12 protein-coding genes are annotated in these 12,066 nt (G+C 73.6%); 5 read left to right on the forward strand and 7 right to left on the reverse strand.

Annotation, left to right across the window (positions count from 1 at the left end; translation table 11 throughout):
• The 3 genes from CCN72_RS20095 to CCN72_RS20105 form a co-directional block, all read right to left on the reverse strand.
• On the reverse strand, nucleotides 1-610 hold a 610-nt coding region (locus CCN72_RS20095), incomplete at its 3' end, for a reverse transcriptase-like protein (RefSeq protein ID WP_143664143.1).
• A gap of 12 nt (nucleotides 611-622) precedes the next feature.
• Nucleotides 623-1,366, reverse strand: coding sequence for a zinc ribbon domain-containing protein (locus CCN72_RS20100; protein ID WP_078967394.1), 744 nt, complete (start codon nucleotides 1,364-1,366; stop codon nucleotides 623-625).
• 13 nt (nucleotides 1,367-1,379) lie between these two features.
• Nucleotides 1,380-2,219, reverse strand: coding sequence for a Nif3-like dinuclear metal center hexameric protein (locus tag CCN72_RS20105; protein WP_085564479.1), 840 nt, complete (start codon nucleotides 2,217-2,219; stop codon nucleotides 1,380-1,382).
• 186 nt (nucleotides 2,220-2,405) lie between these two features.
• On the opposite strand from CCN72_RS20105, the gene CCN72_RS20110 reads away from it, so the two are divergent.
• Nucleotides 2,406-3,653, forward strand: coding sequence for a hypothetical protein (locus CCN72_RS20110; protein ID WP_086808721.1), 1,248 nt, complete (start codon nucleotides 2,406-2,408; stop codon nucleotides 3,651-3,653).
• Nucleotides 3,654-3,975: 322 nt separating this feature from the next.
• Here CCN72_RS20110 and CCN72_RS20120 read toward each other — a convergent pair whose 3' ends face one another.
• From CCN72_RS20120 to CCN72_RS20130, 3 genes are all read right to left on the reverse strand, one after another.
• A complete protein-coding gene (locus tag CCN72_RS20120; protein ID WP_086808723.1) occupies nucleotides 3,976-4,920 on the reverse strand; it encodes a 3-oxoacyl-ACP reductase in 945 nt (314 codons plus the stop codon).
• A gap of 12 nt (nucleotides 4,921-4,932) precedes the next feature.
• Entirely contained in the window at nucleotides 4,933-6,009 is a 1,077-nt protein-coding gene (locus tag CCN72_RS20125; RefSeq protein ID WP_086808724.1) for a Zn-dependent alcohol dehydrogenase, read from the reverse strand.
• Nucleotides 6,010-6,089: 80 nt separating this feature from the next.
• A complete protein-coding gene (locus CCN72_RS20130; protein WP_086808725.1) occupies nucleotides 6,090-6,950 on the reverse strand; it encodes a MaoC/PaaZ C-terminal domain-containing protein in 861 nt (286 codons plus the stop codon).
• Between the two features lie 289 nt (nucleotides 6,951-7,239).
• Here CCN72_RS20130 and CCN72_RS20135 point away from each other — a divergent pair, with 289 nt between their 5' ends.
• Genes CCN72_RS20135 through CCN72_RS20150 form a run of 4 tightly spaced genes read left to right on the forward strand, consistent with a single transcriptional unit; the run spans nucleotide 7,240 to nucleotide 10,903 of the window.
• Complete coding sequence (locus tag CCN72_RS20135) at nucleotides 7,240-8,223, forward strand: ABC transporter ATP-binding protein (protein WP_086808726.1); 984 nt, start codon at nucleotides 7,240-7,242, stop codon at nucleotides 8,221-8,223.
• Nucleotides 8,223-8,939: an ABC transporter permease gene (locus tag CCN72_RS20140; RefSeq protein ID WP_086808727.1), complete on the forward strand. Its 717-nt coding sequence runs from the start codon at nucleotides 8,223-8,225 to the stop codon at nucleotides 8,937-8,939. The genes CCN72_RS20135 and CCN72_RS20140 overlap by 1 nt, the downstream gene beginning before the upstream one ends.
• A 17-nt stretch (nucleotides 8,940-8,956) precedes the next feature.
• Entirely contained in the window at nucleotides 8,957-10,252 is a 1,296-nt protein-coding gene (locus CCN72_RS20145; protein WP_086808728.1) for a sensor histidine kinase, read from the forward strand.
• 24 nt (nucleotides 10,253-10,276) lie between these two features.
• Nucleotides 10,277-10,903, forward strand: coding sequence for a response regulator transcription factor (locus CCN72_RS20150; protein ID WP_086808729.1), 627 nt, complete (start codon nucleotides 10,277-10,279; stop codon nucleotides 10,901-10,903).
• A 154-nt stretch (nucleotides 10,904-11,057) separates the two neighbouring features.
• Here CCN72_RS20150 and CCN72_RS20155 read toward each other — a convergent pair.
• Nucleotides 11,058-12,066: MFS transporter (locus CCN72_RS20155; protein WP_086808730.1), on the reverse strand; the 1,009-nt coding region annotated here is incomplete at its 5' end.

The raw sequence follows: 12,066 nt of genomic DNA on the forward strand, positions 1-12,066 counted from the left end.
GGAGGACGAGGGTGGCGGGTGCGCCGAGGTCGGGGGCCGAGGTCCAGCCCCGCGTGGTGGTGCCGGGTGCGTCCTGATGGCCCGCGGCCACGACGGCAGGCGTGCCCGCAGCGGCGGCACTGCTGCCGGCGGCTGCGGCGGCCGTAGCGATCGGGCCGGCCTCCAGTTCCGCCACCGAGTCCCCCGGGCTCCACTGCTCCCCCCGCGCCCCCGCGTCCATCGCCTCGTTCGCCAGGCGGTCGGCGTGTTTGTTCTCGGCGCGGGGGATCCACTCGTACGTCACCCGGTCCGGCGGGAAGACGGTCCGGGCCTCCGTCGCCAGGGGCTTCATCGAGGGGTGTTTGATCTTCCAGCGGCCGGACATCTGCTCGATGACCAGCTTGGAGTCCATGCGGACATGGACGGTGGCGGCGGGGTCCAGGGTGTGGGCGGCGCGCAGGCCGGCCAGCAGGCCCCGGTACTCGGCGACATTGTTGGTGGCGACGCCGATGTACTCGGCCGCCTCCAGCAGCGTCTGGCCCGTCGCCGCGTCGCAGACCACCGCGCCGTAGCCCGCGGGCCCCGGGTTGCCCCGGGAACCGCCGTCCGCCTCGACGATGAACTCCCGCACGCCGTATGCCCCTTACAGCCCGGACTCGGCCGTACGCACCAGGATCCGGCGGCAGTTCTCGCAGCGCACCACGGTGTCGGGGGCGGCCGAGCGGACCTCGTTCAGCTCGGTGATGGCCAGCTCCTGGCGGCAGCCCTGGCAGGTGCGGGCGTACAGCTTGGCCGCGCCGATGCCGCCCTGCTGCGCGCGCAGCTTGTCGTACAGCTTGAGCAGGTCCGCCGGGACGGAGCCCGCGACGACCTCGCGCTCCTTGGTGACGGACGCGGCCTCGCGGTCGATCTCCTCGAACGCGGCGTCCCGGCGGCCGGTCGCGTCGTCGATCTTCGACTGGACGGAGGCGACCCGCTCGGTCAGCTCGTTCACCCGCTCCTGCGCGGACTCGCGGCGCTCCATGACCTCCAGGACGACGTCCTCCAGGTCACCCTGCCGCTTGGCGAGCGAGACGATCTCGTGCTGGAGGTTGGCCAGGTCCTTCGGCGAGGTGACCGCGCCGGAGTCCAGGCGCTGCTGGTCGCGGGTGGCGCGCTGGCGCACCTGGTCGACGTCCTGCTCGGCCTTGGTCTGCTCGCGGGCGCAGTCGCTCTCCTCGGTCTGCGCGGCCACGAGCAGGTCGCGCAGCTGGGTGAGGTCCTTGTTCAGCGTCTCGATCTCGGCGTGCTCGGGCAGCGACCTCCGCTTGTGCGCGAGCTGCTGGAGGCGGACGTCGAGGGCCTGGACGTCGAGGAGTCGGATCTGGTCGGCGGGCGCGGCGTTCAGTTGGGGGCTCCCATTATTTAGTGGTGACGGAGGACGCCGCGTGGGCGGTCCAGGGGTCGGTGACCGTCGTGGAGACATGGACCCGCAGGTCCCAGCCGTGGCGGTCGGAGATCTCGTCGAGCTGGCCGGCGGCCTGCTCGCACCAGGGCCACTCGGTGGCCCAGTGCGCCGCGTCGAGCAGCGCGAGCGGGGACCGCGCGACGGCCTCGGAGGCCGGGTGGTGGCGCAGGTCGGCGGTGAGGAAGGCGTCCGCACCGGCCGCGCGCACCTGGTCGAAGAGGCTGTCGCCGGAGCCGCCGCTGACCGCGAGGGTGCGGACGACGGTGTCGGGGTCGCCGGCCACCCGGATGCCCTGCGCGGTGGCGGGCAGCCGCTCGGCGGCGCGTGCGGCCAGTTCCCGCAGGGTGAGCGGATGATCGAGCTCGCACACCCGGCCGAGGCCCCGCCGCCCGTTCGGGTCGGTGGGGTCCGGCACGAGGGGGCGTACGACACGGACGTCGAGCGCGCCCGCGAGGGCGTCGGAGACACCCGGGTCGGCGGTGTCGGCGTTGGTGTGGGCGACGTGCAGCGCGATGTCGTTCTTGATCAGCGTGTGCACGACCCGGCCCTTGAAGTGCGAGGCCGCGACCGTGGTCGTGCCGCGCAGATAGAGCGGATGGTGGGTGACCAGCAGGTCGGCGCCGAGCCGCACGGCCTCGTCGACGATCTCCTGGACGGGGTCGACGGCGAACAGGACCCGGGTGACCTCCTGGTCGGGGTCGCCCACGACCGTGCCGACCGCGTCCCAGGACTCGGCCCGCTCAGCGGGCCACAGGTTCTCCAGCGCGGCGATGACTTCAGACAGACGGGGCACGGTGAAAGGCTACCTGGCTGTTCGGCGGGGCCGTACCGCGTCCGCCCCTCCCGGCCGCCCGCAGCACAGTCATGCCCGGCTCCTCAGAGGAATCGCTTCTGCGCCACCCGTATGTGTGAAGCGGTGGTCGGCCCCCCGCACGGCCGTGCGTTCAGACCTAGCTTCGTCGCCGGAGGTGACCGAACGATGACGGCCTGTGCAATCGAATCCCCGTCCGTCGGTACGGACGACCGCTCCCCGGAGCGCGGTTGCGTACTCACGGCGGACGGCGCGTACGCCGCGCGGCTCACGCGGGACGGTGACTCCTGGTTCCCGGAGCGCTGGACGCTGGACGGCCCGGAGCCGTACGCGGTGCCGCTGCCCGGCAACCAGCCGGAGGAGCCCGGCACCGAGCTGCAGCCGCTGGGCGACGGACGGGTCCTGATCCACCGGCGGGCGGGGGTACGGCACCTCTTCGCGCTGCTGTATCCGACCGGGCCCGGCACCGGGGAGCTGCCGCTGGGCGCCATGGAGTGCGCCGGGCCCGGGGTCCGGCTCGATCTGCTGCCCCCGGCGCCGGGGGGCACGCGGGCGTACGCCGTCACGGTCGGCTCCCGGAGCAGCTCGGTGTGGCAGGTGGCGGGCGGTTCGGGCGGGCCCAAGCGGCTGGTGGAGGTGCCGGGGCGCTGCTCGGGCGGGGTCTGGCTGGACCGCACCGGGCGGCTGCTGGCGCTGGACCGGGAGCTGGAGGGGCGCGTCAAGACGGTCGTGGTCGACCTGGAGCTGGGCGAGGTGACCCCACTGCTCCAGATCACACCGGGCAGCGACGACCGGCTGCTCATGGCCGACCCGGACAGCGGGCTGCTGCTGATCTCCTCCGACGCGCCCTCGCCGGGGCAGGAACGATTGGGCTGGGGCGTCCTCGGTTCCACGCTGCCGGTGCGCTTCCCCACCTCGCTGCGGCTGCCGGAGTGCACGGCGGTGCCGTTCGCGATCCAGCCGGGGCAGGTGCTGGAGCCGGAGAACTGCGCGGTGGCGCTGCGCATCGAGGGGCCGGTGGGCACCTGGGTGGGCATCTGGCGGCCGGCCGAGCGGCGGGTACGGCATCTCGCCGCGCCCAAGGGCTGGTTGACGGGGTCGGGGCTGTGGACCCCGGAGGGGGTGCTGCGGCTGCCGTACGCCACCCGGGAGACACCGTGCGGGGTGGCCGAGCTGCGGGCGCCCGCGGGTGAGCCGCGGAACCGGGCGGTCGGTACGGACCCGGCCGGACCGCGCCTGCGGCCGGGCGGCGCGGACCCGGTCGCCGCCACGGCCGCCGACGCGCCCGCCAGTGCGGCCGCCGGTGCGCCCGCCGAGGAGATCGCCGAGGCGGCCGGTCCGGGCGCCGCGGAACCGGCGGCGCCGCGTCCTGTGCCCTTGGCGCAGGCACCTCTGGGACGTCTTGTAACGAACTAGTGCCGGTTGGCGTGTGCGCCTGGATTCGGCCCGTGGTGTGCCGGTTACACTCCTCCGGCTGTACGAAAGATGATGTTGACGGGGTGAATACGTCCAATGAGCGACACCAGCACGACAAAGCAGCTGTCTGCCGACTCTCTGGAAGACGCCGGCCACGGCCGGCACCGGGGCCCGGTCTCGGCCACGGAGACCGACACGTCTCCGCACGGCCGGCACCGCAGGGCCGCTGAGGAGACCACCGAGGCGGCTGCCTGAAGGCAGTGAACGGAAGAGGGGGTACCCGCAAGGGTGCCCCCTCTTCCTGCTTTCCGTGTCCCGGGCGCTACCGCCCGCGCTTCAGGGCCAGCACCTCCGCCGCCGCGAATGTCTCCTCAGGCGGCCGCCGCGCGTAGTGCGGGGTGAGCAGCGCGTCGAGTTCGTCGTAGGTGAACGTCTCCTGTTTGCTGTCGAACTGCTCCCGGACCCTGGGCCGTTCGACGATCGCCACCATGCCGCCGTGCACCACGAGCAGCTGTCCGTTGACGCGGGCGGCGGCCGGTGCGGCCAAGTAGCCGACGAGCGGGGCGACATGCTCGGGGGCGAGCGGATCGAGGCCCTCGTCCGGCGCCGTCAGGCCCGCGAAGACGTCCTCGGTCATCCGGGTGCGGGCGCGCGGGCAGATGGCGTTGGCGGTGACGCCGTACTTGGCCAGGGCGAGGGCCGTGGAGGTGGTGAGGCCGACGATCCCGCCCTTGGCGGCCGCGTAGTTGGGCTGTCCGGCGGATCCGGCGAGGAAGGCTTCCGAGGAGGTGTTGATGATCCGCCCGTAGACCGGTTCCCCGGCGGCCTTGGCGCGCCGGCGCCAGTGCGCGGCGGCGAAGCGGGTGGTGTTGAAGTGCCCCTTGAGATGGACGCGGAGCACCGAGTCCCACTCGTCCTCGGTCATGGAGAAGATCATGCGGTCGCGCAGGATGCCCGCGTTGTTGACGAGGATGTCCAGCTTGCCGAACGCGCCGATCGCCAACTCTACGAGTTCTCCCGCCTGTTCGGAGTCGGCGACGTCCCCGGTGTGGGCGAGGGCGGTGCCGCCGAGGGTGTCGCGGATCTCGGCGACGACCTGTTCGGCGGGTCCGGCCGAGGCGTCCCCGGTCCCGTCCCGGCCCGGGCGGCCGTAGTCATTGACGACGACGGCCGCGCCGAGGCGGGCGAGTTCGAGGGCCTCGACCCGGCCGAGCCCGCGCCCGGCCCCGGTGACGACGGCGGACAGCCCCTGAAGTGGCAGTGTCATGGGCGGCGTTCCTCAGATCTCGATGCACGTACGCAGGGCGGTCCCGGTACGCATCTGGTCCAGTGCCTCGTTGACCGCGGCGAGCGGTACCCGGTGGGTGATCAGCCCGGCCAGGTCGATCCGGCCGGCCCGCCACAGGGCGATGGCGCGCTCGTAGGAACGGACCACGTCCCCGCCGCCGTAGAGGGACGGCAGGATGCGCTTCTCGTCGAAGAACAGCTCGAACATGTTGAGTTGGAGGAAGTCGTCCATGGCTCCGGCGCCGACGACCACGAGGGTGCCGCCGCGCCGGGTGTTCTCGTAGGCGGTACGGGCGGTCGCGGATCTGCCGACGACCTCGAAGACGTAATCGAAGCCCTCGCCGCCGGTGACCTGCTGCCTGGCCTCGGCCAGTCCGTCGGGGGACACGGCCCTGGTGGCGCCGAACCCGAGGGCGGCCTCGCGGCGGGCGGCCACCGGGTCGACGGCGACGATCTCGGCGGCGCCCTTCAGCCGCGCCCCCTGGATTGCGGAGATGCCGACGCCTCCGCAGCCGATGACGGCGACCGATGAACCGGCCGCCAGATCGGCGGTGTTGAGGGCGGCGCCGAGTCCGGTGGTGACACCGCAGCCGATCAGGGCGGCGATGTCGTACGGCACGTCGTCCGGGAGCGGGACGGCGCAGCCGGCGTCCAGGACGACCTCCTCGGCGAAGGTGCCGATGCCCGCGAAGCCGAAGACATCGCCGCCGGGGCGGCGGAAGTTGGGGGTGCCCGCGTTCATGAACCCGGCCAGGCACAGCTCGGTCTGGCCGCGCCGGCACGCCGGGCAGGCGCCGCAGGCGGGCAGCCAGCAGACGACCACCCGGTCGCCCGGCTTCAAGTGCCGTACGCCCTCGCCGACTTCGAGCACCTCGCCCGCGCCCTCATGGCCCGGTACGAAGGGCGCGGGCTGGGGCAGTACGCCGTTCATCGCGGACAGGTCCGAGTGGCACAGCCCGGTGGCCCGCACCCTGATACGGACCTTGCCCGGGCCAAATCCGGCCGCCTCGATGTCGTCGAGGACGTCGAGCTTGTCCTGGCCGATCTCGTGCAGTACGGCTGCGCGCATGCCGTGACTCCCCTCGATACAGGCGGTGCTGGGCGATACAGGCGGTATTGGCGATACAGGTGGTACTGGCGGTACCGGGTTCAGGAGTGCTCCACGACGGTGTCCGCGAGCACCGGCGCGTCGTCCCGTTCGGCGGCGGCGACGGCGACCCGCACCCGGTCGGCCGCCTCAAGCCACATGCGGATGCGCAGGGTCTCGCCCGGGAAGACGACGCCCGCGAACCGGGTGGTGTACGACCGGACCCGGCCCACATCGCCGTCGAGGAGGGTGTCGACCACGGCCTTGAGCGTCATGCCGTAGGTGCACAGTCCGTGCAGGATGGGCCGGTCGAACCCGGCGAGCTTGGCGAACTCGGGGTCCGCGTGCAGCGGGTTGAGGTCGCCGGAGAGCCGGTAGAGCAGGGCCTGGTCGGGGCGGACCGGGCGCTCGACGGTACGGTCCGGCTCGCCGCCCGGTTCCGGCAGGCGGGCCGAGGGGCCCCGGTCGCCGCCCCAGCCGCCCTCACCCCGGACGAAGATCTGCGCGTCATTGGTCCACAACGGGCCTTCGGCGTCGCTGACTTCGGTGCGCAGCACCAGGACGGCGGCCTTGCCCTTGTCGTACACCGCCGCGATACGCGATGTGGCGGTGGCGCTGCCCCGGGCCGGTATGGGCCGGTGCACCCGCAGGGTCTGTCCGCCGTGCAGCACCCTGGCCAGATCGACGTCGACGCCCGGCATGGACAGCCCGCCGGTCACCCCGGGCTTGCCGGCGCCCGCGACGGTGGCGAAGCTCGGCAACACATGCAGCCGGGACTCCAGTGTGTAGCGCAGCTCGTCCGGGTCGGTGGCGGGGCGGCCCGCGCCGATGCCCAGGTGGTAGAGCTGGACGTCCTTGGCGGTCCAGGTGATCTCACCCGAGCGGGGTTCGGCGGCGAGGGCCTTGGCTGCGTCGATGGGCATGGGGCTCCAAAGAGGTATCGAGACCTCGGCGCGGTCGTCCGCACCGTCGGCCGCGCCGAGGTCGCCACGGGCGGACGCGGAACGCCGTACGGCCGACGGGAGTGCGCCGCACGGTCGACGGGCCTAGAACGCGTTCCAGTCCGGCGCCCCCTGTATAGCCCAGCCCTCCGCAGTTGTGAAGGCTCCTGACGGTACGTCAGCTCGCCGTGGGGCCCGTGACATTTGTACTGCCCGAGTCCGTACAACTGCGTCTGCCGGGGTACCGGGTCCGGCTTCTACCGTCGTAGGCATGACACAGAGGGACGAGGACAGGGGCAAGGACAGGGGCGAGGACACCATCGCCGTGTCCTTCACGGGGGCGGTCCGCGCGTTCGGGTCCGTGCGCGCCGTGGACGGGGTGGACCTGAGGATCGGGCGCGGTGAGACCGTGGCCCTGCTGGGCCGCAACGGCGCCGGCAAGTCGACCACCATCGGGATGCTGCTGGGGCTGTACCCGCCGGACGCCGGCCGGGTGGAGCTGTTCGGGTCCGAGCCGGAGCGCGCGGTGCGGGCCGGCCGGGTGGGCGCGATGCTCCAGGACGCCCGGCCGGTGCCCCGGGTCACCGTGGGCGAGCTGGTCGGCTTCGTGGCCTCGCGCTATCCGGCGCCGATGCCGGTCTCCCGGGCCCTGGAGCTGGCCGGGATCGCCGCGCTGGCCGGGCGCCGGGTGGACCGGCTGTCCGGCGGGCAGGTGCAGCGGGTCCGGTTCGCGGTGGCGCTGGCGGGCGACCCCTCGCTGCTGGTCCTCGACGAGCCGACGGCGGCGCTGGACGTGGAGGCGCGGCATGTGTTCTGGGAGTCGATGCGCGGGTACGCCCGGCGCGGGCACACCGTGCTCTTCTCCACCCACTATCTGGAGGAGGCGGACTCCTTCGCCGACCGGATCGTGGTGATGGACCGGGGCCGGATCGTCGCGGACGGCACGGGCGAGGAGCTGCGGCGGGCCGCGGGCGGCAGCCTGGTCTCGGTCGACCTCGCCGGCCGCACCCCGGACGACCTCGCCCTACTGCCCGGCGTGCGCTCCCTGGAGGTGGCCGGCGACCGGGTCCGGCTGCGCACGGACGACTCCGACGCGACGGTGATCGCCCTGGCCGAACTGGGCGCGATCCGGCGGCTGGAGGTGGCTCCGGCCTCGCTGGACGACGCGTTCCTGGCGCTGACCTCCTCGACGGAGCACGGCGTCGGCTCGAACGACCAGGTATCCGTTCCCCTCGACACCGTGAAGGCCCTGTGATGCTCGACTACGTCCGGCTGGAGATCCGTCGCACCCTGCGCGACCTGGGATTTGTGATCGGCGGGATCCTGATGCCCGTCATGATGTACCTGCTGTTCACCAACATCGGTGAGAACGACGGGACATGGCGTACGGCGGCGATGGTCGGCATGGCGGCGTACGGCGCCGTCGGCTCCGCCCTGAACACCGGCGGCGCGGTCGCCGAGGACCGCGCGGTGGGCTGGCTGCGGCAGCTGCGGGTGACGCCGATGACCCCGCGCGAGGTGGTGACCGGGCGGACGCTGACCGGTGTGGTGACGGTGCTGCCCTCGATCGTCGCCGTGCTGGCGGCGGGCGGCCTGGTCAACGGGGTGCGGCTCGCGGTGTGGCAGTGGGCGGCGGTCGCGCTGCTGCTGTGGCTGGGCTCGGTGCCGTTCACGCTGCTGGGTCTCGGCAACGGCTACCGGCTGACCGGTCCCGCCACGGGCGTGGCCAACATGGTGTGCAATCTGGGCCTGGCCGTGCTGGGCGGGCTGTGGTTCCCGACCACGCTGTTCCCCGGGTGGCTGCGGTCGGTCTCGGGGTACACGCCGACCAACCGGTTCGCCGAGCTGGGCGGCGCGGTCGCGGACGGGCACGCCCCCGGGGGCGGTGCGATCACCATACTGACGGGCTGGCTGCTGGTGTTCGGAACGTACGCTGTGCTGTCGTACCGCCGCCGGGCGGGAACCGTCTGACCTGGGGGAACGAAGATATGTCGGGATGGCGGAAGGTGCGGTGCCAGGCGCGGGCCTGGCAGGCGGCGCGGCTGGAGTGGAAGGCGGATCTGGAGCGCTGGAAGGCGGAGAACGAGCGGTTCAAGGCCGCCTCGCGGGCCGCCCGGAAGCGGGGCGAGACACCGGCCCTCAGCGATCCCGGGCCGCCGCCCACCGGCTTCGCGCTGCTGCCCTGGCTGCTGATGGGGATGGGGGCCTTCGCCAATCTGCTCCAGGGGCGGACCCCGGACCCGCTGGTCGGCGGGCTGGGTCTGTTCGCCTTCAACACCCTGTACATCTACGTCACCTTCCGCTCCTTCGACCGGACCAGGCGCGAGGAGCCGCGCGCCCGGGTGGCGCTGCTGCTGATGGGCCTGCTGACCACGGGTCTCGCGGTCGGCTACGGCGGCAACTGGCTGATGTTCTTCCCGCTGCTCGGCCTGGCCACGGGCGCCGCGCTGCGCGGACCGTGGCTGGGCCGCTCGGGGATCCTGCTGGCGGTCTACGCGGCCGCGCTGTCCGGGGTGCGCGGCGACTGGTCGGACGCGACGAACATCGGGTACGCCACGTTCCTTTCCACCATGGTGACCGCCGCGATCCTCGGACTGTCCGAGGCGGTACGGGAGTTGCGTGCCGCCCGTGAGGAACTGGCCCGGCGCGCGGTGGAGGAGGAGCGGGCGCGCTTCTCCCGTGATCTGCACGATCTGCTGGGCCACACCCTGTCGGTGATCGTGGTGAAGTCGGAGGCGGCCCGTCGGCTGGCGCCGCGCGACATGGACGCGGCGCTGGGCCAGATCACGGACATCGAGTCGGTGGGCCGGCAGGCGCTGACCGAGATCCGGGAGGCGGTCACCGGCTATCGCGAGGGCAGTCTGGCGACCGAACTGGACCGCGCGCGCTCGGCGTTGACGGCGGCGGGCGTCGAGCCGGTCTTCCGCCGGTCCGGCACCGCGCTCGCGCCGCAGACGGAGGCCCTGCTGGGCTGGGTGGTCCGGGAGGCGGTCACCAATGTGATCCGGCACAGCGACGCGGGTCGCTGCGAGATCGCCGTGACCGGCACCGCGGAACGCGTCCGGCTGACGGTCACCGACGACGGCTCCGGCACCCCGATCAGCCGCTCCGCCCCGGGCATCGGCGGCACCGGCCTCACGGGCCTCACCGAACGCCTGGCCGCCGCGGGCGGCTCCCTCACGGCGGGCCCCGCAGCACGCGGCGGCTTCACGGTGACGGCGGAACTCCCGCTGGTGGCGCAGGAGCCGGCGACGGCCCGGCCGGCGGCGCCGGATCCTTCGTGAGGCGGTCGGCCGTACGCTGACCCCATGAACGAGACACCCCGGGGGGCGATCCGGGTTCTCCTCGCCGAGGACCAGGGCATGATGCGCGGTGCGCTCGCCCTGTTGCTCGGGATGGAGGCGGACATCGAGGTCGTGGCGCAGGTGGCCGCGGGGGACGCCGTCGTGGCCGCCGTGCTCCGGCACGAGCCGGATGTCGCGCTGCTGGACATCGAGCTGCCCGGAATGAGCGGGCTCGACGCGGCGGAGGAGCTGCGGGCGCGGGCGCCGGGCTGCCGGGTGCTGATCCTGACGACCTTCGGGCGGCCGGGGTATCTGCGCCGGGCGCTGGAGGCCGGGGCGGCCGGGTTCCTGGTCAAGGACGGGCCGGTGGAGGAGCTGGCGGCGGCGGTGCGGCGGGTGCTGGCCGGGGAGACCGTGGTCGATCCGGCGCTGGCGACGGCCGCGCTCAGCGCCGGGCCGAATCCGCTCACCCCGCGCGAACGCGAGGTGCTGACGGCGTCCGTGGACGGGGCGACTGTCGCCGATGTCGCGGGCCGGCTGCATCTGTCCGAGTCCACCGTGCGCAACTACCTGTCCTCGGCCATCGGCAAGACCGGCACCCGCAACCGCGCGGAGGCGGTGCGGGAGGCCCGTCAGCAGGGGTGGTTGTGAGAACGGCGCCGGGGGTGGCCGGGAGAGCGGCGGTACGGACGGCCGCCGCCCGGCCCGCGGCAGGAGCGATCGCCCGGCCCCTGGCAGGAGCGGTCGCCCGGCCCGCGGCAGGAGCGATCGCGGGCCCCGCCGCGCGAACGGCCCCGGCGGACGGTCACTTCTGCGGCAGATGGCGCGGCAGCCACAGGGCCATCAGCACCGCCCCGCCCAGCAGTACCGCCGTGGAGGCGCGGAAGGCCAGCGCGTAGCCGTCGGTCAGGGCCTGGGGCCCGGTGCCGGTGCCCGTGCCGGACGCGGCGATGGTCGACATCACCGCGAGACCGAGCGAACCGCCCATCGTGCGCGAGGTGTTGACCAGGCCCGAGACCACCCCGGCCTCGCCGACCGCCGCCCCCGAGGTCGCCAGCGCGGCCAGCGGGGTCATCGCCAGACCGCCGCCCAGCATCATCAGGATGCCCGGGCACATGATCGCGGTGACGTACGCCTCGTGCGCGCTCATCGTGGACTGCCAGGCGAATCCGCTCGCGCCGATCAGCGTGCCGAGCACCGCCACGAGGCGCGGCCCCGCCGTCCGCATCAGCCTCGGCGCCGTCTTGGAGCCGATGATCACGGCGAGCGAGCTGGGCACCAGCGCGGCACCGGCCGCCAGCGGGGAGTAGCCGAGCACGTTCTGCGCGTACAGCGTCATGAAGTACCACATGCAGAACATCGCCGAACCGGACACCAGCATCGCCGCGTTCGCCGAGGCCACCGGGCGCCGCCGCAGCAGTCCGAGCGGCATCAGCGGGGCCGGGGTCCGCGCCTCGACCAGCAGGAACAGGGCGATCAGCAGCACCCCGGCGGCCAGTGGCAGCAGGCTCGCCGGGTCGGTCCAGCCCCTCTCCTGGGTGCGCGAGATGCCGTACGCCAGCGTGCCCAGACCGGCGGTGACCAGCAGCGCGCCGGGCAGGTCGAGGCGGCGGCGGTCCCCGGCGCGGCTCTCCACCAGCCAGCGCAGCGAGCCGGCCAGTACGACCGCGCCGACCGGCACATTGATCAGCAGCACCCAGCGCCAGGACAGCACGTCCACCAGGACCCCGCCGACGAGTCCGCCCGCGGCGCCGCCGCCCGCGCCGACCGCGGCCCAGGTGGCGATGGCCCGTGCGCGGGCGGCGGCGCCGCGG

Source organism: Streptomyces murinus, from assembly GCF_002154555.1.
GTDB classification, from domain to species: domain Bacteria; phylum Actinomycetota; class Actinomycetes; order Streptomycetales; family Streptomycetaceae; genus Streptomyces; species Streptomyces murinus.